Origin of the sequence: Pedobacter sp. Leaf216 (assembly GCF_001421515.1) — a bacterium.
Classification (GTDB): domain Bacteria; phylum Bacteroidota; class Bacteroidia; order Sphingobacteriales; family Sphingobacteriaceae; genus Pedobacter.
The window spans coordinates 131,699-154,010 of record NZ_LMKM01000001.1 but is presented as its reverse complement, the minus strand read 5'-3'; the positions used below and the strand labels follow the sequence as shown (position 1 = coordinate 154,010).

Below are 22,312 nucleotides of genomic sequence, written 5' to 3'. Positions count from 1 at the left end.
TTAAGCCTAACCAAATTGATATGAAAGCAATTATTTTATTCTTTCTTTTAGCTCTTTCACTTGCTGCAAGTGCCCTGGAAGTTAAACCCGATTTTGTGGTGGCGGCCGATGGCAGCGGAAATTTTAAAACAGTACAGGAAGCAATACATGCTGTACCCGATTTCAGGAACAAAACAACGGTAATTTTTATTAAAAGGGGTATTTATAAGGAGAAATTAGTTTTGGCAGCCTCTAAAAAGAACGTAAAGTTTATTGGAGAGCGCTTGAACGAAACCATTTTAACTTATGATGATTATGCACAGAAGAAAAATGCTTTTGGCGAAGAAAAAGGCACTTCAGGCTCCTCAAGCTTTTATATTTACGGGGAAGGTTTTTCTGCTGAGAATATTACTTTCGAAAACTCATCCGGCCCGGTGGGACAGGCAGTGGCCGTTTGGGCAGGTGGTGATAAAATGATTTTTAAAAACTGCAGGTTTTTGGGTTTTCAGGATACACTTTATACCTATGGTGGCAACAACCGCCAATATTATAAGAATTGCTATATTGAGGGAACGGTAGATTTTATTTTCGGTGCTTCTACCGCATGGTTCGAAAGCTGCACCATTTTTTGTAAAAAGGCAGGTTACATTACCGCTGCTTCCACTGCTGACACCACAAAGTTTGGTTACGTATTAAACAAGTGTAAAATCAAGGGAGATGCTCCAGCCAATACTTTTTATTTGGGCCGCCCATGGAGGCCTTATGCAAAGGTTGCTTATTTAAACTGTGAGTTGCCAGATTTAATTCGCCCTGAAGGCTGGAACAACTGGGGCAAAGAAAGCAATGAGAAAACGGCCTACTACGCTGAATATAAAAGTACCGGAAAAGGAGCTGATCCAAAAAACAGGGCAAAATGGTCGCACCAGTTAACAGATGACGAGTATAAGGCCTACATTTTGGAAAACGTTTTCCGTGGATGGAATCCTGAGGCAAAATAGTCTGCTTAAAACGTTGATATTCAATATTAAAACGCCTAAATTCAGGTGTTTTTTTACCTTGTTCTCCGGCAACGATTGCATAGATTTCTCTTCGATTTTAACCGCAAACAACGTACACTTGTTATTACAATAACCAAGTATAATTTAACAGCACAAATAATGAAACATATTTCTGGTGGTTTATGCCGTATTAAAGTAGCTCTGGCATGCTTAATTTTAACTTCTGCAACTGCTATAGCACAACAAAAGCAAAGCTTACCCGTAATTCAACAGGTTAAATTTAAAAAAGATACCACAAGCATTGTCAGTTTTGGGGCAAAAGGCGATGGCATTACCCTAAATACACAAAGTATTAATAAAACCATTGCAAGCGTTAGCCAAAAAGGGGGCGGTGTGGTGTTAATTCCTTCCGGCCTGTGGTTAACCGGACCTATCGAATTAAAAAGTAATGTAAACCTCCATTTAAAACGCGATGCCATCCTTCAGTTCACCGCTGATTTTAATCAATATAAGTTAGTTCAGGGAAATTGGGAAGGCCAGCCAGCGTGGAGAAACCAAAGTCCGATTTCTGGTATCGATTTAGAAAATATAGCCATTACCGGAACAGGAATTATAGACGGCAATGGTGGCGCTTGGCGCATGGTTAAAAAAGATAAACTTACCGAAACCCAGTGGAAAACTTTGGTTGCATCTGGCGGGGTAGTAAGGGCCGATGGTAAAATGTGGTATCCATCCGAGAAAACCGTTAAAGGCTCAAACACTAAAAATGCAGGCGTTATTGAGCCGGGAAAAACAGCGGCCGATTATGATGATATTAAAGATTTTCTCCGTCCAAACTTATTGGTATTAACAGGTTGCAAAAAAATCCTTTTAGAAGGTGTTACTTTTCAAAATTCACCAGCCTGGAATTTACACCCGTTACTTTGTGAAGATTTAACCTTAAGGAATTTACAGGTAAAAAACCCGTGGTTTGCTCAAAACGGCGATGGAGTTGATGTAGAATCTTGCAAAAACGTATTAATTGAGGGCAGCACTTTTGATGTGGGCGATGACGGAATATGTATTAAATCAGGAAGAGACGAGGCTGGCCGTAAACGTGGTGTGCCTACAGAAAATGTAATTGTAAGGAATAATGTAGTTTACCATGCCCATGGTGGTTTTGTAATCGGCAGCGAAATGAGTGGCGGTGCTAAAAACATCTGGGTATACGATTGCTCGTTTATCGGTACCGATATCGGCTTACGTTTTAAAACTACCCGAGGGCGTGGTGGTGTGGTAGAAAATATTTACATCAATAACATCAACATGATTGATATTCCTGGTGAAGCCATTTTATTTGATATGTATTATGCCGCTGTTGATCCGGTTCCGTTGGCCGGCGAAAAACGCGAAGCCATTAAAACTGTTACTGTTCCGGTTACAGAAGCTACTCCACAGTTTAAAAACTTTTACATTAAGGATGTTGTGGCAAATGGTGCTGAAAAAGCAATATTTTTTAGGGGTTTGCCAGAGATGAACATTAAAGACATCCACCTGGAAAACGTGACCATAAAAGCCAAAAAAGGAATTGAAATTATTGAAGCGGCAGGAATTTTCTTAAGAAATATAAACGTAATTACCGAAAACACCAGTCCGGTTGTAATGATCCAAAATGGCTCAAATATTAATATCAGCGGATTAACCTTCCCAAATAACAGTAAAGTATTGTTTGATGTAAGTGGCGAAAAATCAAAAGGTGTAAAAATTACCGGAACGGATGTTTCCAAAGCAAAAACAGCGTCTCTTTTAAGTGCTGAAGTAGATAAAAAAGCACTGGAAATTTCAAAATAACCAATATGAAAAAATCAATTTTATATACAATAGCGGCGCTCATCTGTTTTTCTATTTTATCGCAAAGTGGATTTGCCCAAAAGAAATTATCAGAACAGCTGACCTTAACAGCGATGGAAAAACTGTTTCAGGATACCATATTGCTAAAAGGTGCTAAAGGCCCAAAATGGACTTATGATATGGGTGTTGTATTGGAAGGTGCAGCAAGCGTTTGGCGGAATACCGGAGATGGGAAATATTTCAAGTACATCCAAAGTTCAATGGATGCTTATTTGGATAAAGATGGAAATATCAGTACTTATAAACCAGATGATTTTAATATCGATAACATTAAAAACGGACGGTCTTTATTGTTGCTTTACAAAGTTACCGGGCAACAGAAATACTTATTGGCCGCAACAAAATTATACGATCAGCTGCAAAAACAGCCACGTACTAAAGAAGGTGGCTTTTGGCATAAAAAAATCTATCCAAATCAAATGTGGTTGGATGGCCTGTACATGGGCGAGCCGTTTTATGCTGAGTATGCAAAATTAATGAAAAAAGATGCGGCTTTCGATGATATTGCCAAGCAGTTTATCCTGATGGAGAAAAATGCCCGCGATGCCAAAACAGGCCTACTTTACCATGGTTACGACGAAAGCAGAACCGAGCAATGGGCCGATAAAAAAACGGGCCTTTCGCCAAATTTTTGGGGCAGGGCAATGGGCTGGTACATTATGGCTTTGGTAGATGTGCTGGATAATTTTCCAACCGATCATCCACAGTATAAAGAGTTAATCGCCATTTTAAACCGCACGGCAACCGCTGCTGTAAAATATCAGGATCCGAAATCGGGTGTTTGGTTTGATATTTTGGATATGCCTACCAGAAAAGGCAATTATCTTGAAAGTTCAGCCTCCAGTATGTTTGTATATGGTTTGGCCAAAGGTGTGCGCAAAGGTTGGTTGGCCCCAACGTTTATGGCAGCGGCAAATAAAGGGTATGCGGGTTTAAAGAAAGAATTTGTAGAAAAAGCTGGAGAGGAACGGATAAATCTTACTAAAACAGTTTCAGTATCTGGTTTGGGTGGTAAGCCAAAATACCGCGATGGTAGTTTCGATTATTACATCAGCGAAAAAGTAATTACCAACGATCCTAAAGGTGTGGGTGCCTTTATTTGTGCAGCTTCTGAAATGGAAATAGACGTGTTGCCAAAACCGGGCAAAGGTTTAACCGTTACTGTTGATAATTTTTTCAATAACGAATATACTACTGGTCCTACTGGAGATAAAATCCCTTTCCATTATGTTTGGGAAGAAGATGATAATAACGGATTTTCATTGTTTGGCAAGGTATTTAATAATGCAGGCGCAAAAACGGCTACACTTAAAACCGCTCCAACTGCCACCAATTTAAAAGGAAGTAACATTTACATCATTGTTGATCCTGATACCGAGAAAGAAACAGCAAAACCAAACTTCATGGATGCTGCACATGCCAAACAGATTAGTGAATGGGTAAAAGCTGGTGGAGTTTTAGTGCTTTTGTTAAATGACGTTGGCAATTGTGAAATCTCAAAATTCAATGTGCTGCCAGAAACTTTCGGTATTCATTTCAATGAAGATAGCCGCAATAAAGTTCAGGGTGCAAATTTCGAGCAGGGCGCGATAAATATCCCCGCAGGAAATGCAATTTTTAAAACGGCTAAAAAAGTTTACATCAAGGAAATTTCAACTATCGTGGCCAAAAGTCCTGCAACTTCAGCACTTACAGATAAAGGTGATGTGATTATAGCAACGGCAAAGTATGGTAAAGGAACCGTTTTCGCGGTTGGCGATCCGTGGTTTTACAATGAATATATAGATGGCAGAAAGTTGCCGGCAGAATTCGAAAATTTTAAGGCAACGAATGATCTGGTGAACTGGTTGATTAAGCAGGTGCCGGGCAAGAAATAAGGTTAACCACAGATGAAAAGGATCAACACAGATAAATAATATTAGCCAGGGAAGACGCAGGCAGAGCGATCGAAAAAAAAATAGCTAGTGGTCTGTGGAGACACAGACCACGGAATGGAGAAACGAACCATGGCGAATAAAAAAGAAAAGTCCTCCGTGTTAATCTGTGTCTCCGTGGCAAACAAAAACCATGGCACATGGAAACAAAAAGAAAATTGGTGGTCTTTGAGAACACAGACCACCGAACAAACAAAATGATGAAAATAAAAATATTGTTAACCCTAATCTGCAGCACTTTATTACTATCGTGTTATGCGCAGCAGCCTAGCGATTCTACAGCAGATAAAATGCTCGTTTACCAGTTGGGTAATGGCGGCTGGCCAAAGCAGCTTGAAGATAAAAGCGTGGTAAACTACGGTGCAGCCATAACACCAGAGCTTTTGGCAAAAATTAAAGCCACCAAAGATCTCCATGCTACCTTCGATAACAAAGCCACCAGCAGGGAAGTTGTATACCTTATTCAAGCCTATAAAAAAACAAATAACAAAACTTATCTGGCAGCAGCAGAAAAGGGATTGGATTATATATTAATGGCTCAATACGCCAATGGTGGTTGGCCACAGTATTATCCGGATAAAAGTTTGTACCGCTCAGAAATTACCTATAACGATGATGCAATGATTAATGTGCTTAATATTTTGCAGGATATCGCTAATAAGCAAAATGGTTTTGAAGTGGTAAATCCGGCTTACATTAAAAAGGCCGAAAAAGCAGTTGTTAAAGGTGTTGATTGTATTTTAAAAACCCAAGTAAAGCAAAATGGAACTTTAAGCATCTGGGCAGCGCAATACGATAAAGATTCGATGTTACCGGCAAAAGCACGAGCATTTGAACCTGCATCGCTAAGTACAAGTGAATCAGTAGGAGTTGTTCGCTTTTTAATGAGGATTAAAAATCCATCAGCTGAAATAAAAACTGCAATTGCAGCAGCAGTAAAATGGTTTGATACCTATAAAATTTCCGGTTACCGGTACGACAGACCAAACGATCCTAAAACCAATATTAAAACAGCTGCATTGGTTGCAGATAACACCAGCATGGCCTGGGCCCGCTTTTACGATCTGGAAAAAAACACGCCTATTTTTGGCGACCGCGACAATACAATCAAAACAAAATTAGAAGGGTTAAGTCCCGAAAGAAGAAATGGTTACGCCTGGTATGGTAGCTGGGGGCAAAAATTAATTGAAAAAGAATATCCGAAGTGGTTAATTACCAACGGGAAATAAATAAGAAATAAAAATCGTTATTGCGAGGCACCAGGCAATCTTACAACTATGGGTGGGCATTTTCTGCCGCTTTAAGATCGCTTAGCTCCCGAAATGACGGAAACCGTAAGAACAATGATTTTAAACAAAGAAAATTTAGCAAACATTAACGGCGATAAGGTTACAAAACCCAGTGCCGAAATTTTGGCCTTACCAGAAAAGGTAATCCAGTTTGGAACAGGTGTTTTATTGCGCGGGCTGCCTGATTATTTTATTGATAAAGCCAACCAAAAAGGTATTTTTAACGGTCGCGTTCTGGTTGTTAAATCTACTTCCAGAGGCGGTGCAGATGCTTTTTCCAAACAAGATAATTTATACACACTTTGTGTTAAAGGCATTGAAGATGGTGTTAACGTAGAAGAAAATTCAATAAATTCCTCAATCAGTCGTGTTTTATCAGCATCGCAAGATTGGGCCGAAATTTTAAAAGCTGCCCACCAGCCCGAAATGCAGGTGGTAATTTCCAATACAACAGAAGTAGGCATTGTTAAAAGTGAAGATAAAATCACTTATAATCCGCCGCAATCCTACCCAGGCAAACTGTTGGCTTTTCTGCACGAAAGATATAAAGCCTTTAATGGCTCAGTTGAAAGTGGAATGGTTATCGTACCAACTGAATTAATCAGCGATAATGCCGATAAACTCAAAGAAATAGTATTGGATCTGGCCATTCAGAACAAATTGGGATGGGATTTCGAAAACTGGTTAAAAACAGCGAATTATTTCTGCAAAACCTTGGTTGATCGGATTGTGCCAGGAAAACTTCCGGAGGCAGAGCAAAAAGCCATCGAAAGTGAACTGGGTTATGAAGATGAACTGATGATCATGGCCGAGCCTTTCAGGTTATGGGCGATTGAATCATCAAGTGAAAAAGTAAAAGAAATTTTATCCTTTGAAAAGGCTGATAAAGGCATTTTCATTGTTCCATCAATTGATAAATTTAAAGAGCTGAAACTCCGTTTGCTTAACGGTACACATACCATTAGCTGTGGATTGGCTATTTTATCAGGTTTCAATACCGTAAAAGAGGCAATGGCGAATGAGGATTTCGCAGCCAACGTGTTAAAACTGATGAAAGATGAAATTACACCTGTTGTGGTAAATGAGGATATCACTTACGAGGAAGCAATTGCTTTTGCCGAAAGTGTGATCGACCGTTTTAGCAATCCAGCTTTAGAACACCAGTGGCAGGCGATTACGCTGAACTTCACTTCAAAAATGCAGATGCGCAATATGCCATTAATCAGAAGATATTATGCATTAAAAAATGAAGTGCCTCAACTAACGGCCCTGGGCGTTGCTGCATACATTATTTTCATGAATGTGAATAAAGAGGGAGATGTGTACACGGCCAGTGCCAATGGAAAAAACTATCCCGTACAGGATGAATTTGCAGAAATTTTATACGAATACTGGAAAAATCCTGAAACCGTGGTAGATAATACCCTTGGCGACAGACGCCTTTGGGATAAAAACTTGAATAATTATCCCGGCTTTAACGCAGCCGTAAAATCTTACGTTGATTTATTACAGAACAAGGGTGCAAAAGAAACTTTAAGTAACTTGCATTCAGAAAGAACAATTTAAAATGGTTACTAGAATTTTAAAAATCCATCCCAACGATAATGTACTTGTTGCCCTGCAAAACCTGGCAAAAGGTGAAACAGTTATTTATGATGGACAGGAATATATTTTACAGGATGACATTCAGGCCAAGCATAAGTTTTTTATGCAGGATATGAATGCAGGCGACCACATCATTATGTATGGCGTACTTGTAGGTAAGGCACAACATTTTATCCTTAAAGGTGGTTTAATGGATACTGAAAACACCAAACATGCTTCAGATCCTTATGAATTCCGTCCGTATCATTACGAATGGCATGCACCTGATGTATCTAAATTTGCAGACAGAACTTTTAATGGTTATATCCGCAGTGATGGCCGTGTGGGTACAGCAAATTATTGGTTGTTTATCCCTACTGTTTTTTGCGAAAACCGCAATCTGGATGTAATCCGCGAAGCTTTACACAACGAATTGGGTTATGCCGTAACCGATAAGTATAAATCTTATGCACACCAGTTGGTTGAGGCCTATAAAAACGGCGAAATTTTAGCAGAAGCTGATCCAAGTTCAATAGGCTTGGCAAATCCATCAGCCAACCGTGTTTTCAAAAATGTAGATGGTATTAAATTTTTAAATCACCAGGGTGGTTGTGGCGGTACCCGTCAGGATGCTGCTGTATTAAGCAAATTATTGGCCGCCTATGCCGATCATCCAAACGTTGCCGGGGTTACGGTATTAAGCTTAGGTTGCCAGAACCTTCAGGTGAAAGATTTTATGGACGATTTAAAACACCGTAGTCCGAATTTTGATAAGCCCTTATTCATTTTTGAGCAGCAGCAATCACAAAGTGAAGAACAATTGGTTAAAGAAGCCATCAGAAAGACGTTTATCGGTTTAACTGAAATCAATAAAATCGAACGTCAGCCCGCACCATTAAGCAAATTGGTTTTAGGTGTAAAATGTGGCGGTAGCGATGGCTTTAGCGGAATCAGTGCAAATCCTGCTGTAGGGTATACATCCGATTTATTAGTGGCTTTGGGAGGTACAGTATTGCTTGCCGAATTCCCCGAACTTTGCGGCGCCGAACAACAATTGATTGATCGTACGAAAGACGAAACTGCGGCACGTAAATTCATTCAACTGATGACAGCCTACAACCAATCTGCAGAAAACGTTGGCTCAGGATTTTTTATGAACCCTTCGCCAGGAAATATAAAAGATGGTTTAATTACTGATGCCATTAAAAGTACCGGAGCAGCTAAAAAAGGAGGAACATCGCCGGTAGAAGATGTTCTGGATTATACAGAACCAGCAACAAAACCAGGGTTAAACTTAGTATGTACGCCCGGAAACGATGTTGAGGCTACTACAGGAAAAGCCGCTTCAGGGGCAACCTTAATTTTGTTTACCACAGGCTTGGGTACGCCGACAGGAAACCCTGTTTGTCCGACAATTAAAGTATCAACCAACAATGCATTAACCAAACGCATGGGCGATATTATCGATATTAACTGCGGGCCGGTAATTGAAGGTGAAAAAACCATCGAACAAATGGGAGAAGATATTTTAGAGTATTGCATTAAAGCAGCCAGTGGCGAAGTAATTCCTAAAGCAGTTTTGCTTAACCAGGATGATTTTATTCCATGGAAACGAGGGGTTAGTTTGTAGTGAATTTGGAGTCGTAAGTCTCAAGTAGTGAGTCTTGGAACCCAATTCCGCGTCTTCATAGGCCACCAAGCGAATAAACAATAAATTCAATTCCGGTTTCTGAGAACACAGACCGGCGATAAATAAAAAAATGAACAGATATACGTTTTGATCACCTCAATTCTATTATCTCAAATTAAATAGCATGAAATCTTTTTTAGACGAAAATTTCCTTTTGCAAAGCAAAACTGCTGAAAAGCTTTACCACAACTTTGCAAAATCATTGCCGATTATCGATTACCATAATCACCTTATTCCGGAGCAGATTGCCAATAATACGCAGTTTGCAAACATCAGTCAGGTTTGGCTTGCCGGCGACCATTACAAATGGAGAGCCATGCGTGCAAACGGTGTTGATGAAAAATATATCACTGGTGCGGCTTCAGATTATGAGAAATTTGAAAAATGGGCAGAAACCGTTCCATATGCATTACGTAACCCATTATACCACTGGACCCATTTAGAGCTTCAGCGCTATTTTGGCATAAACGACCTGCTTTCTGGTAAAACTGCTCAGAAAATTTTCGACGAATGTTCTGCAAAATTGCAGACACCAGAATATTCGGTACGTGGTTTATTGGCCAAAATGAATGTTGAGGCCGTTTGTACCACTGATGATCCTTTGGATAGTTTAAACTTTCACCAACAACTGGCTAGAGAAGGCGCAAACCTTAAAATGTTGCCAGCCTTTCGTCCGGATAAGGCGATGAACAGCGACGATATTGAAGGTTTAAACGAATATATTGATAAACTGGAAGGTGTTGCCGATAAAACAATCAGTAGTTTTCAGGATTATATCGATGCGCTAAAAAGCCGTCACGATTACTTCGCGGCAAATGGCTGTTCCGTTTCAGATCATGGTTTAGAACAAATTTACGCTGAAGACTACACCGAATCAGAAATCTCAGCAATTTTTGACAAAATCCGCAGCAAACAAGCCATTTCTTACCAGGAAAACCTTAAATTTAAATCAGCAATGCTGATTTACTTTGCAGAATGGGATCATGAGAAAGGTTGGGTACAACAATATCATTTGGGTGCACTGCGCAACAACAATGCAAGGATGTTAAGGCAGCTAGGCCCCGATACAGGCTGGGATTCGATCGGCGATTTTAGTCAGGCCCGGATGCTTTCCAAATTTTTAAACCGTTTGGATAATCAGGATAAACTGGCAAAAACCATTATCTATAACCTTAATCCGGCTGATAATGAGTTGATTGCAACAATGATCGGAAATTTTAACGACGGTTCTGTAGCGGGTAAAGTGCAATTTGGGTCAGCCTGGTGGTTTTTAGATCAAAAAGACGGTATGATCAAGCAGTTAAACGCATTATCAAATATGGGGCTTTTAAGCCGTTTGGTTGGTATGCTTACCGATTCACGCAGTTTCCTTTCCTTTCCACGCCACGAATATTTTAGAAGAATTGTTTGCAACCTCTTTGGCGAAGACATTGAGAATGGCGAATTGCCTAACGACCTGGAGTGGGTTGGTAAGATTGTGCAGGATATTTCGTACTTTAACGCAAAAAATTACTTTAAATTTTAACCAAAATAGGGCTTTAGAGAGGTATTTCATTGGAAATAAATCATTTCAATCGTTTTCCTTCCATTTTCATACCGTAACAATAAACAGCATGAAATACGCCGATTAAATATAAAAATGAGCACCCAAATATTCGCTTCATCTAAAAAAGGAGAAAAAGTTTTAAGCTTTGGTGAAATACTTTTGCGCATTTGCCCCGATATGGACGGTGCATGGTTAAAAGAAAACAAACTTCCGTTTTATGTAGGCGGTGCAGAGCTAAACGTGGCCACAGCACTGGCACTTTGGAATGTACCCTCTTCTTATTTATCGGCGGTGCCGGATAATTCGGTAACCAGGGAAATTGTAGATTATCTTGATGCCAGAAACATCGATACTACGCCGATGGTTTACCATGGTGAGCGTTTGGGCCTTTATTACCTTCCGAAAGGGAAAGACCTTAAAAATGCAGGAGTAATTTACGATAGGGCAAATTCTGCTTATGCCGATTTAAAGGTTGGCCAGATCAATTGGGATGAGGTTTTTGATGGCGTTGCCTGGTTTCATTTCAGCGCAATCTGTCCGGCAATTAATCAATCAATTGCTGATGTTTGCCTGGAAGCTTTAAAAGTGGCAGCCGCAAAAAATATCACCATTTCGTTGGACCTGAACTATCGTGCAAAACTTTGGAAATATGGTAAAGATCCGATTGATGTTTTACCAGAACTGGCGCAATATTGTACTTTGATTATGGGCAATGTTTGGGCCGCCAATAAAATGTTGGGCACTGCACTGCATGAGGATTTAACCCCAAGCGAAGGTTATGCAAAGGAAACGTTACTACAACAGGCAACCGATACCGCTAAAGAAATATTAAGTTTGTTTCCAGCTTGTAAAGCCGTTGCCAATACCTTCAGGTTCGATTATGGTAAAGGCATCAGGTACTACACTGCCATTTATACCGCTGATGAGTTAACCGTTTCAGAAGAATATGTATCTGATGAAATTTTGGATAAAGTAGGAAGTGGCGATTGTTTTATGGCAGGTCTTATTTATGGCTTTTACAATCAGTTATCAGCCAAAGAAACCTTAAATTTTGCCACTGCGGCAGCATACGATAAATTATACATTCCAAGTGATGCTACAACCAGTACTGTAGCAGATATTGAAAAAAGAATACTACGAAATGATTAGCAACAAGCACAAAATTTTAGATGCCATTTTAGAGCAGGGCATGCTACCCCTTTTTTATCAAGACAGCGAATCGGGTAGTGTAGAAATATTACGTACCCTATATAAAGCGGGCGTGCGTGTTTTCGAGTATACCAACCGTGGTAAATCAGCCTTGCCGAACTTTAAAAAGTTAAAAGAAATACGCGATGCTGAAATGCCCGATCTTTATCTTGGTATCGGAACAATAAAAACGCCTGCCGATGCGCATGCTTTTATCGAAGCCGGTACAGATTTTATCGTTGCACCGATCGTTAATCCGGCTGTTGCCGAAATTGCCAATAAAATCGGGATGCTTTGGATCCCTGGATGTATGACGCCGACCGAAATCAGCGTTGCGCAGGAACATAAAGCCATGTTGATCAAAATTTTCCCTGCCAATATTTTAGGGCCTGAATTTATTTCATCAATCAAAGATCTTTTTGCCGGACAATTGTTTATGCCAACAGGAGGTGTAGAAATTAATGCCGATAATTTAAAAACCTGGTTTAAAGCCGGTGTTTGTGCCGTTGGTATGGGCAGCAAATTAATCAGTAAAGATGTGATGAGCAAAGGTCTTTATGAGGAGTTATCCGACAACACAAAATTAGCGCTTGATCTGATTCAGCAAAGCAAGTAAAACCCTAATACACCCTAACCAAATGAACCAATCCAAAACAAGCAAATACAGATGGACCATATGTTTGCTGTTATTTTTAGCTACGACCATAAATTATTTAGACAGGCAGGTACTTTCTTTAACCTGGACGGATTTTATCAAACCAGAGTTTCATTGGGATAACAATGATTATGGAAATATTACCGCGCTTTTCTCAATTTTCTACGCAATATCAATGCTTTTTGCTGGCCGGTTGGTTGATAAGCTCGACACGAAAAAAGGCTTTTTATGGGCTATAGGTGTTTGGTCTGTTGGTGCCTGTTTACATGCCTTTTGCGGTATCGCAACTGCAGGGATTATTAATGGAAACTGGTTTGTGGGATTTGAAGGTGCTAAAGAAGTTATCTCCCGCGTTAACGATACCGGGTTAGTGGTTTCAGTAAGTGTTACCTTGTTTATTTTTGCCCGTTTTGTATTGGCAGTAGGAGAAGCAGGAAACTTTCCGGCAGCAATTAAAGCCACCGCAGAATATTTCCCGAAAAAAGACAGGGCATTTGCAACCAGTATATTTAACGCCGGGGCTACGGTTGGTGCACTTGCAGCACCCATCACCATTCCCTTTATTGCAAAGGCGTATGGCTGGGAAATGTCGTTCATCATTATTGGTGCATTAGGCTTTATATGGATGGGATTATGGGTTTTTGTTTATAATAAGCCAGAATTACATAAAAGAGTTAGTGCTGAAGAATTGGCATATATACAGCAGGATGTAATTAACGACCGGAAACTGGCCGATTATGTGGAAGAAACCAAAGAAAAAGTTTCTTTTATCGACTGCTTTAAATACAAACAAACCTGGGCTTTTGCCTTTGGTAAGTTTATGACCGATGGCGTGTGGTGGTTCTTTTTATTCTGGACACCCGCTTATTTAAAATCGGTTTATGGAATGGATTCTACACAAAGTGCCCTTCCGCTGTTTGTGCTTTATATGATCACCCTTTTATCAATAATTGGCGGTTGGTTACCAACTTATTTTGTTGATAAAAAAGGAATGAACCCTTATGAAGGCCGGATGAGAGCAATGCTGATTTTCGCATTTTTCCCATTATTGGCTTTGGCCGCACAACCTTTAGGGCATATTACCTATTGGATTCCCGTAATCATTATCGGTATTGCAGGTGCCGCCCACCAGGCATGGTCGGCCAATATATTTTCTACTGTAGGCGATATGTTTCCTAAAAAAGCAATTGCCACCATTACCGGTATTGGTGGTATGGCCGGCGGATTAGGCTCTTTCATCATCAATAAAGGCTCTGGTTTATTGTTTGATTATACAGGCAAAAACAAGATTGTTTTTATGGGCTTCAAAGGTGAAGAAGCTGGTTATTTTATTATTTTTTCCATTTGTGCGGTATGCTATTTAATTGGCTGGACCGTAATGAAAACCTTAGTGCCAAAATATAAAGTTATTGAACTAAAATAATTGCAGATTTAATACACAGGTAAAGTTAAATTATCTGCGTATCAATACCTTTGCAACAAGGTTAATCTATACTTAAACTATAGATTAACAATTATAAACCCTAACAACCAACCCAAATTGAGTACACCTCTAAACCTCGAAAGTATTTTCGTTGAAGAGAGCCAGATTCCAGATGAATTTAGGCTCACGGAAGAAATCAATCAAAAGGAGTTTCTTTCCAATGGGGAAATGAAACCCTGGAACGGACCATTTAATGAAGTGTTTTCTCCGGTATGCGTAAAAACCCCTGAAGGCTTTAAACGAAAGCGTATTGGAAGTTTCCCTGTTTGTACAGAGAAAGAGTCTGCAGAAGCTTTAGATGCAGCCGTAGCCGCTTATGACAATGGTCGTGGGCAGTGGCCTACAATGAGTGTTGCCGACCGCATCACCTGTGTAGAAAACTTTACCCATAAAATGATTGAGCAAAAAGAAATTGTTGCAAAATTGATCATGTGGGAGATTGGAAAATCTTACGCCGATTCAATCAAAGAATTCGATCGTACCGTCGAATATATCTATGCAACCATCGATGCGTTGAAGGATATCGACAGGCAGTCATCACGTTTTGAAATAGAGCAGGGTATTGTGGCCCAGGTACGCCGTTCTCCACTTGGTGTGGTACTTTGTATGGGTCCGTTTAATTATCCCTTAAACGAAACTTTTACTACATTGATTCCTGCCTTGATCATGGGCAACACCCTTTTATTCAAACCACCTAAACACGGTACATTATTACACTACCCATTATTGGAAGCTTTCCGTTCCAGCTTTCCAAAAGGTGTGGTCAATACCATTTATGGTCGCGGTAATACCATTGTTCCTGGGTTGATGAAATCGGGGAAAATTAATGTGCTTACTTTAATCGGCTCCAGTAAAGTGGCCAATGAGCTTAAAAAACTGCACCCTAAAGTAAACCGTTTAAGGGCAATTTTAGGTTTAGATGCAAAAAATGCTGCCATCATTACTAAAGATGCCGATTTGGATTTAGCCGTTTCTGAAACAGTTTTAGGTTCGCTTTCTTTTAACGGACAGCGTTGTACAGCGATTAAAATCGTTTATGTGCACCGAAGCTTGGCTCAGGAATTTTTAAAGCGTCTATCTGCCGAAGTAGAAAAACTAAAGTTTGGTATGCCATGGGTAAAAGGAGTAAACCTTACTCCGCTACCAGAGTTGAACAAGCCAGAATATTTAAAAGAATGTATTGATGATGCGGTTTCGCACGGTGCGAAAGTGATCAACAAAAATGGTGGTCAAACCTTCGAAACCTTTGTGTATCCGGCCATTGTTTACCCGGTGAACAGCAATATGAAACTCTACCGTGAAGAGCAGTTTGGCCCGATTGTTCCTGTGGTTCCTTTTGATGATCTGGAAGAGCCTATCGAATATTTAATTGGTTCTCCTCACGGCCAGCAGGTGAGTATTTTCAGCAACAATTCTGCGGTAATATCTTCGTTAATCGATCCTTTGGTAAATCAGGTAAGCCGGGTAAATATTAACTGCCAATGCCAGCGCGGACCAGATGCCTTCCCTTTCACAGGCCGTAAAGACAGTGCCGAAGGAACACTATCGGTAGTTGATGCATTGCGTTCGTTCTCTATCCGTTCTTTGGTAGCCACCAAATTTACAGATGATAACAAAAAGTTATTGAACGAAATTGTTAGAGGAGATGATTCTAACTTTTTGAGTACGAAATATATTTTCTAAATAACAATGATCGTCATTACGGGGAAAAAGCCTCGTAATGACGATTCTATGTGTCGGATTTACCTCGACTTAAGCATAGCGAATGGAGAGATCTATCTAATCAGATTCTCCGCTTTATCCTGCATTTAATCAAAAAATAGTATACAATAAAAAACCCCGCAAAATCAAGTTCTACGGGGTGTAATCTATGGAAGGAATCCACTAAACTTTAGCGCTCTTCTTTTTCTTTTTTTCTTCAGAATAAAATCCAAAACCCAAACAAGCCAATAACAGGATCGATCCTGCCAATGAGATTTTCTCCCCAGCGTAATAAGCCGTAGGATGGAAAATAAACTCTAGTTTGTGGTTACCAGCTTCTAATTGTGCTGCACGTAAAACATAATCAGCCCTGAAATACGGTTTTTCTACCCCATCGATATACATCTTCCAGCCTTTATTATAGTAGATTTCAGAAAATACGGCAATTACATCTTTTGCGGTTGAGTATTCGTATGTTAAATGATCAGGGTTATAAGCGGTTAATTTGATAAAACCTTCCTGGCCGGTACCCAAGCGTTTGGTATCAATTGAGGCTTTAAAGCTTTCATCAACAATAGCTTCTTTTTTAGCATCGAAACTGCTTATTGCTTTCATTTCTTCATCAGCATTCCTGGCAAACTGCACACTTTGCACAAACCACGCATTTCCCGCAGCGGTAGCATTCCGTTGCATTTTATACGATCCGGTTTGAGGATCCTGCGTAATAATGTATTTTGTATTTAACATATCCAGTACATCCTGGTTAATGCTTTTTGTCAACTGGTTATCAACCAATTCCTGAAAACGTTTCAACCTTGCAGAGTGGAAACCACCAACTGTTTTATGGAAATAAGAAGTTTCGGCGCTTTTAAACGGATCGCCTAATGATAAGTCGAAAACCCTAAAGTTCGGATCTTTATCCGCCGAAATAAAATTATCTACATCTCTCGGTTGATAATGGTTGTTCAGGTCGTTTTTGCTTACAAAATTCTGGTTATTTAAATAACGACGGTCTACCTGCCATAAATCAATCAAAACAAACAATGCAAGTAAACCAAAGGCCAGTTGCATATTCATTTTTTTGGTAATAAAAGCCCAGGTTATTCCGAAACCGATAGCGATAAACAATAAGTTACGTAAAGCATCAGCACGCGCCAGAGCTACTCGATCTGCTACAACGCCATTTAAAATTTCAATTGCTGCACCACGGTTATTCTGCAAGGTTTGTGTTAATGCATCTAAAACCTGAGCCTGGTTGGTTTGCGTAAAGCTGAAGAATGCGGTAGGGATCACCGCAATAATTAAAGCGAAACCTCCTGTAATACATGCCGACCAGGTTAAACGCTGCACTAAATATTTTTGATCATATTGACCTTCCTGTGCCTCTTTGATAGCTAATATTGCTAACAATGGTACCAATAAGCCAACAACTGCCAATATCGATTCTACTGCCCTGAATTTATTGTAACCCGGCAGGTAATCAAAGAAAATATCCGAAATAAAGGGTAGGTTTTGTCCGAAAGAAAGGAACAACAACAAAACGCTTGCGCCTAAAATCCACCATTTCCAGCGGTGTTTAACGATAAATAACCCAAAAACAAATAAGAAACAGATAATCGCACCAAAATAATATGGCCCCGATGTACCCGGCTTGTTACCCCAGTATTGGTTGGTACCCAAATTTTGGGCAACATATCCAATGGCCTGTTTTGGATCAACACCCTGAAGGTTTTTCTCCACGGCTTTATACGTGTTGCTTTCAGGTTTGATCATCTCATCAATACTGCTGGCACCGCCATAAATGTTCGGAATGAGGAACGAGAAACTTTCTCCAACACCCTGGCTCCACTGGTATGCATACTCCTTATCCAAACCATTTGCAGGTTCAGCTTTATCAGTTGTTAAATTAGATTTGCCACGGATGGTTTCTTTTCCATATTCATAGGTTGTCCACAAGGTACCCGCATTCACCAAAACTGATAGTATGATACCGGCAACAATGTAAGCGATGGATTTACCGAATGCAGGCAGTTGTTTCGCCTTAAAAGCATGGTAAAGTTCTATACAGGCCAAAATAAATAACGCTATAAATAAATAATAGGTCATTTGGATGTGGTTCGAACGAATCTCCAACGCCATAAACAGTGCCAGTAAGCTCGCGCCAACCAGATATCTGCCCCTTAAAGTAAGAATAATCGCTGCTAAAATAGGTGCAAAAAAACCAATAGCCAAGGCTTTATTGCTGTGTCCGGCTGCAATAATGATAAAATTGTAGGAGGTAAATGCAAAGGCAATGGCTCCTGCTGCGGCAAGCCAGGGATTTATTTTGAGTACACAAAACAATAAATAAGCACCTAAAAGGTATAATAAAACCGTTCCAACAGGATCAGGAAATATGCCTTTAATTACATCAATACCATAAGTGGTGATGTTTAAAGGATATTGCACCCAAATTTGATAAGCTGGCATACCACCAAACATTTGGTTGGTCCAAAGCGGTCCTTTGCCATCTTTTGCCTTAATATCCATAATTTCTTTCTGCATGGCTTTAGCCTGCAAAACATCGCCCTGCTGTGGCGCTTTACCCTGCAAAACAGGACTGAAGTAGGCAAACGTAATGACTACAAAAAATGCAATAATGGCCAGGTGTACGCCATTTTTATTAAACCAGTTATTCATTAAGGTTTGTTTAAGTTTAAACGAACGTCAAAAATAAAAAATTGGGCGGTATAAAAAAGGAATAAATTAAAAGGGTGGCGAATAAAAAATTAGATTTGTGTTAGAGAATAAAAATCCAACCCGTTTATGATGAGAAAGTTTGTGATTACCGTTGCGCTCGCCTCCCTATATTTTGCCTCCTTTGCACAACTGGTAAGTTTAAACCCTGGCGAAATCAAAACACTTAAAAATAAGATCAAAAACAGCGAAGAAATTAGAAAGCTTTATCAGGGCTTCGAAAAATCTGCTTCAGTTTACCTTAACGATCAGCCAAACCCGATTGATACCATCCGGACGGAAGGTTTACTGAAAGGAAATCCGAAAAAACTGAAAACCCAGCAGGCATTGGCCGATATGAATAAAATGTTCGTTCTGGCTTTACAATATCAGCTTAGCGGAGAGCAGAAATATTTAAACAAATGTGTAGAATTTCTTGCTGCCTGGGCAAAAATAAATCGGCCAAATGGCGATCCTATCGACGATACCAATCTCGATCCGGCAGTTGAAGCCTATGATCTGATTAAGAAAGAAATTTCAGCTGTGGATAAAAAGCCGATTGAGCAATGGCTGAACGAAACTGCACAAGCAGAAATTAACAGCAAGCGTATGAAAGCCGGCCGGGCTACGGCAATTAACAACTGGAATGCCCACCGCCTAAAAATAGTTGGCGAAATTGGCTACGCTTTAAATAACCAGGAACTGATTAACTGGACAATAGAAAACCTTAAAAGCCACATCAACATCAATCTTTATCCCGATGGTACCAGTTTGGATTTTAAAGAACGAGATGCCATGCACTACCACATTTACGATCTGGAACCAATGTTGAAACTGGCCATTATCATTGACAGGGCGAATGGACAGAATTTTTATAGCTATGAATCGCCAAAAGCATCATCTATTAAAAAATCTGTTGAGTGGTTAATCCCGTACATCAATGGCGAAAAGCAGCACGAAGAATATGTAAATACAACCGTTAAATTCGATCGCGACCGTGCCAAAAATAATGAACCTGGTTTTGCTCCTGGCACAATGTTTAAACCAGATTTAGCGCTTCCAGTATTAAGGTTTTCAGTGTATTTCGATGCAACGCAGATTGGATTATTGCAAAAATTGAGTGGCAACCAAAAAAACTGGCGAACGGTGCTCGAGGAAATTGAGCGGAACACAAAAAGTTTTCAGAATAAATAAAGTTTCAATAATTTTTGAAAGTTTAAAAATAACATTATATTTGTGTATGGAATTAGCAGCAGCAAAATTGAAATTCATAGAGGCTTGGGGTAAATTAGGCTCCGAATGGGGAATTAACCGCACCATGGCACAAGTACATGCGCTGCTGCTAATTTCGGCAGAAGCACTAACCACCGAAGAAATTATGGAGCAACTGAGCATTTCCAGGGGAAATGCCAACATGACGCTCCGCGACTTAATTGGATGGGGCTTAATTGAAAAACAACATAAGGCCGGCGAACGCAAGGAATACTTTTTTGCTGATAAAGATGTTTGGAATATCGCCCGGCAGGTAGCTAAAGAACGGAAAAAGAGAGAATTAGAACCTGTGTTGAAAGTACTTAACGAACTTTCTGTGGTAACAGGTGATGAAAAGGATCCTGAATTTACAACCTTTAAAAAATCAATTAAAGATATTAATAAATTGGCCATTAACGTGGATAAAACCTTGGAAACCATGCTCAAAGCAGAGGAAAGCTGGTTTTGGGGTTCGGTATTAAAAGTGTTTAAGTAGGTTGGAGATGTGAAACTGGCGAGCGGTGTATTCATTACCTTAAACGGCTAAATACTAAACTAAATATTCATTCAAAAGCCCAACATTGAGTTCGGCTTAATTTTTTAAAGTAAACTTTCAGTTTTTACTGAAAATATTAAAATTTAAATAATATGAAAACGCTTTACAACCATTTGATTTTGTATGACAATGAATGCCCAATGTGTAACGTATATACCAAAGCATTTGTGAAGACAGGTATGCTAGAAAAAGCTGGTAGGGAGGCTTACCAACAAATGCCCGAAAATATTTGCCCATTGGTAGATCGGCAACGGGCAGCCAATGAGATTGCACTCGTAAACATCGAAAATGGCGAAGTTAGCTATGGTATTCAGAGTTTATTCAAAATTATTGCGCACAGCATGCCCTTTTTTAAACCCTTGTTTTCATTTGGCCCATTTGTGTTTATCATGCGTAAATTTTATGCCTTTATCTCTTACAACCGCAAGGTGATTATTCCGGCGGCAATTAAAGAAAATACCATACAGCCAAGCTTTAAAGTTCATTACCGCATGGCTTACCTAGTTTTAACCTGGTTAATTACTGCCTATGTATTAACAGCTTATGCACACCTGCTTACCAATTTTGTACCATTAGGCAGCAAATACCGTGAGTACCTGATTTGTGGCGGTCAGTTGTTTTTTCAAGGTGCCGTTATTGCTTTTTATAAGAAAGAAAAACTTTGGGATTACCTGGGCAACATGATGACGATCTCTTTTGCAGGCGCAATTTTGCTGATACCTGGTTTAGCATTGGCCAAATATTTCAATATTCACCCGCTATTTTATATCCTTTATTTTTTAATGGTTGCCGGACTCATGTTTTTAGAGCACCTTCGCAGGGGCAGGCTGTTAAAATTGGGTTTAATAATGAGTATCAGCTGGGCACTTTACCGTTTAATTGTTTTGGGTTTGATCTTTAGTTTGTAGAAATCATGAAATATGGAAAAATTATACTCGCTGGCGGAAATGGCTACTTAGGAACCATACTGGCCCAATATTTTAGCCATTTGGCTAACGAAGTGATTATCCTCGCCAGGAAACCAAAAGCCGCAAAGGGGAACATTAAAACGCTGTTGTGGGATGGTAAAACTGTTGATGAATGGAGTGTAAACCTTCAGGATGCTGATTTATTGGTTAACCTTTGTGGTAAAAATGTAAACTGCAGATATACCCAACAAAACAAGAAAGCCATTTTCGATTCAAGATTGATCCCTACACGGTTATTGGGTAAAGTGATCAGTGAAATGGAAAACCCACCAAAACTTTGGATCAACATTACCTCAGCAACCATTTACAGGCATGCAGAAGATCGTCCGCAAGATGAGTTAACAGGTGAAATTGGTGAAGGTTTTTCTATCGAAGTATGTAAAGCCTGGGAGAGTAGTTTTTTTGAAACCAATACCCCAAAAACAAGAAAAGTAGCACTAAGAATGGGCATTGTAATTGGGCTTAGTGATGGTGCATTTCCAAGGCTGCTCAACCTGGTAAAACTGGGCATGGGCGGCAAACAGGGTAATGGCGAACAATACGTAAGCTGGGTACACGAGCAAGATGCTGCAAGAAGTATCGAGTGGTTACTTCAGCACAAAGAAATTGAAGGAGCTGTAAATTGTACTGCTCCGGAAGCTGTTAAAAACAATGTGTTTATGCGCAGTATCAGAAAAGCATATGGCATTGGTTTTGGGTTACCTGCCCCTGCCTGGCTATTGGGCATTGGCGCAAAAATTATTGGCACAGAAACCGAACTGATTTTAAAAAGCAGATGGGTTAAACCGGGTATTTTATTGGCTAACGGTTTCGGGTTTAAATATGCAAATATAGATGAGGCGGTAGCGGCTTTGAGTGTAGAGGGAAAAAATTAAGCTAAAGAAT

General features: G+C 39.8%; 16 protein-coding genes. 15 read left to right on the top strand and 1 reads right to left on the bottom strand.

Going from position 1 to position 22,312, the window contains the following annotated elements:
- Window positions 1–20: 20 nt before the first annotated feature.
- The 11 genes from ASE74_RS00665 (at window position 21) to ASE74_RS00615 (ending at window position 15,919) form a co-directional block, all read left to right on the top strand.
- Complete coding sequence (locus tag ASE74_RS00665) at window positions 21–977, top strand: pectinesterase family protein (RefSeq protein WP_055902851.1); 957 nt, start codon at window positions 21–23, stop codon at window positions 975–977.
- Between the two features lie 159 nt (window positions 978–1,136).
- A complete protein-coding gene (locus ASE74_RS00660) occupies window positions 1,137–2,807 on the top strand; it encodes a glycoside hydrolase family 28 protein (RefSeq protein WP_055902849.1) in 1,671 nt (556 codons plus the stop codon).
- Window positions 2,808–2,812: 5 nt separating this feature from the next.
- Window positions 2,813–4,744: a glycoside hydrolase family 88 protein gene (locus tag ASE74_RS00655; protein ID WP_055902844.1), complete on the top strand. Its 1,932-nt coding sequence runs from the start codon at window positions 2,813–2,815 to the stop codon at window positions 4,742–4,744.
- A gap of 254 nt (window positions 4,745–4,998) precedes the next feature.
- Window positions 4,999–6,030, top strand: a complete 1,032-nt coding sequence (gene pelA / locus ASE74_RS00650; RefSeq protein ID WP_055902841.1) for a pectate lyase — start codon at window positions 4,999–5,001, stop codon at window positions 6,028–6,030.
- A 114-nt stretch (window positions 6,031–6,144) separates the two neighbouring features.
- Window positions 6,145–7,656 (top strand): tagaturonate reductase, encoded by a 1,512-nt coding sequence (locus ASE74_RS00645; protein ID WP_055903101.1) that lies wholly within the window; start codon window positions 6,145–6,147, stop codon window positions 7,654–7,656.
- Between the two features lies 1 nt (window position 7,657).
- Window positions 7,658–9,304 carry a UxaA family hydrolase gene (locus ASE74_RS00640; RefSeq protein ID WP_055902838.1) on the top strand — a complete coding sequence of 549 codons (1,647 nt, stop codon included), beginning with the start codon at window positions 7,658–7,660 and terminating at the stop codon, window positions 9,302–9,304.
- Between the two features lie 184 nt (window positions 9,305–9,488).
- The gene (uxaC, locus tag ASE74_RS00635; protein WP_055902835.1) at window positions 9,489–10,889 is read left to right on the top strand and encodes a glucuronate isomerase; all 1,401 of its coding nucleotides are present in this window, start codon (window positions 9,489–9,491) and stop codon (window positions 10,887–10,889) included.
- A 114-nt stretch (window positions 10,890–11,003) separates the two neighbouring features.
- On the top strand, window positions 11,004–12,059 hold the full coding sequence (locus tag ASE74_RS00630; RefSeq protein ID WP_055902833.1) for a sugar kinase: 1,056 nt from the start codon (window positions 11,004–11,006) through the stop codon (window positions 12,057–12,059).
- Window positions 12,031–12,714, top strand: a complete 684-nt coding sequence (locus ASE74_RS00625) for a bifunctional 4-hydroxy-2-oxoglutarate aldolase/2-dehydro-3-deoxy-phosphogluconate aldolase (protein WP_369800102.1) — start codon at window positions 12,031–12,033, stop codon at window positions 12,712–12,714. Before ASE74_RS00630 ends, ASE74_RS00625 begins: the two co-directional genes overlap by 29 nt.
- A 22-nt stretch (window positions 12,715–12,736) precedes the next feature.
- On the top strand, window positions 12,737–14,176 hold the full coding sequence (locus ASE74_RS00620; RefSeq protein ID WP_055902830.1) for an MFS transporter: 1,440 nt from the start codon (window positions 12,737–12,739) through the stop codon (window positions 14,174–14,176).
- Between the two features lie 117 nt (window positions 14,177–14,293).
- A complete protein-coding gene (locus tag ASE74_RS00615) occupies window positions 14,294–15,919 on the top strand; it encodes an NADP-dependent glyceraldehyde-3-phosphate dehydrogenase (protein WP_055902825.1) in 1,626 nt (541 codons plus the stop codon).
- Between the two features lie 201 nt (window positions 15,920–16,120).
- Here the strand turns inward: ASE74_RS00615 and ASE74_RS00610 are convergent, their stop codons facing one another.
- Window positions 16,121–18,616 (bottom strand): YfhO family protein, encoded by a 2,496-nt coding sequence (locus ASE74_RS00610; RefSeq protein ID WP_055902815.1) that lies wholly within the window; start codon window positions 18,614–18,616, stop codon window positions 16,121–16,123.
- 126 nt (window positions 18,617–18,742) lie between these two features.
- On the opposite strand from ASE74_RS00610, the gene ASE74_RS00605 reads away from it, so the two are divergent.
- The 4 genes from ASE74_RS00605 (at window position 18,743) to ASE74_RS00590 (ending at window position 22,302) form a co-directional block, all read left to right on the top strand.
- Entirely contained in the window at window positions 18,743–19,846 is a 1,104-nt protein-coding gene (locus tag ASE74_RS00605; protein ID WP_082458598.1) for an alginate lyase family protein, read from the top strand.
- A gap of 46 nt (window positions 19,847–19,892) precedes the next feature.
- Window positions 19,893–20,399: a GbsR/MarR family transcriptional regulator gene (locus ASE74_RS00600; RefSeq protein WP_055902812.1), complete on the top strand. Its 507-nt coding sequence runs from the start codon at window positions 19,893–19,895 to the stop codon at window positions 20,397–20,399.
- A gap of 152 nt (window positions 20,400–20,551) precedes the next feature.
- Window positions 20,552–21,367 carry a hypothetical protein gene (locus tag ASE74_RS00595; RefSeq protein ID WP_055902809.1) on the top strand — a complete coding sequence of 272 codons (816 nt, stop codon included), beginning with the start codon at window positions 20,552–20,554 and terminating at the stop codon, window positions 21,365–21,367.
- Between the two features lie 5 nt (window positions 21,368–21,372).
- The gene (locus tag ASE74_RS00590; RefSeq protein ID WP_055902805.1) at window positions 21,373–22,302 is read left to right on the top strand and encodes a TIGR01777 family oxidoreductase; all 930 of its coding nucleotides are present in this window, start codon (window positions 21,373–21,375) and stop codon (window positions 22,300–22,302) included.
- Window positions 22,303–22,312 lie beyond the last annotated feature (10 nt).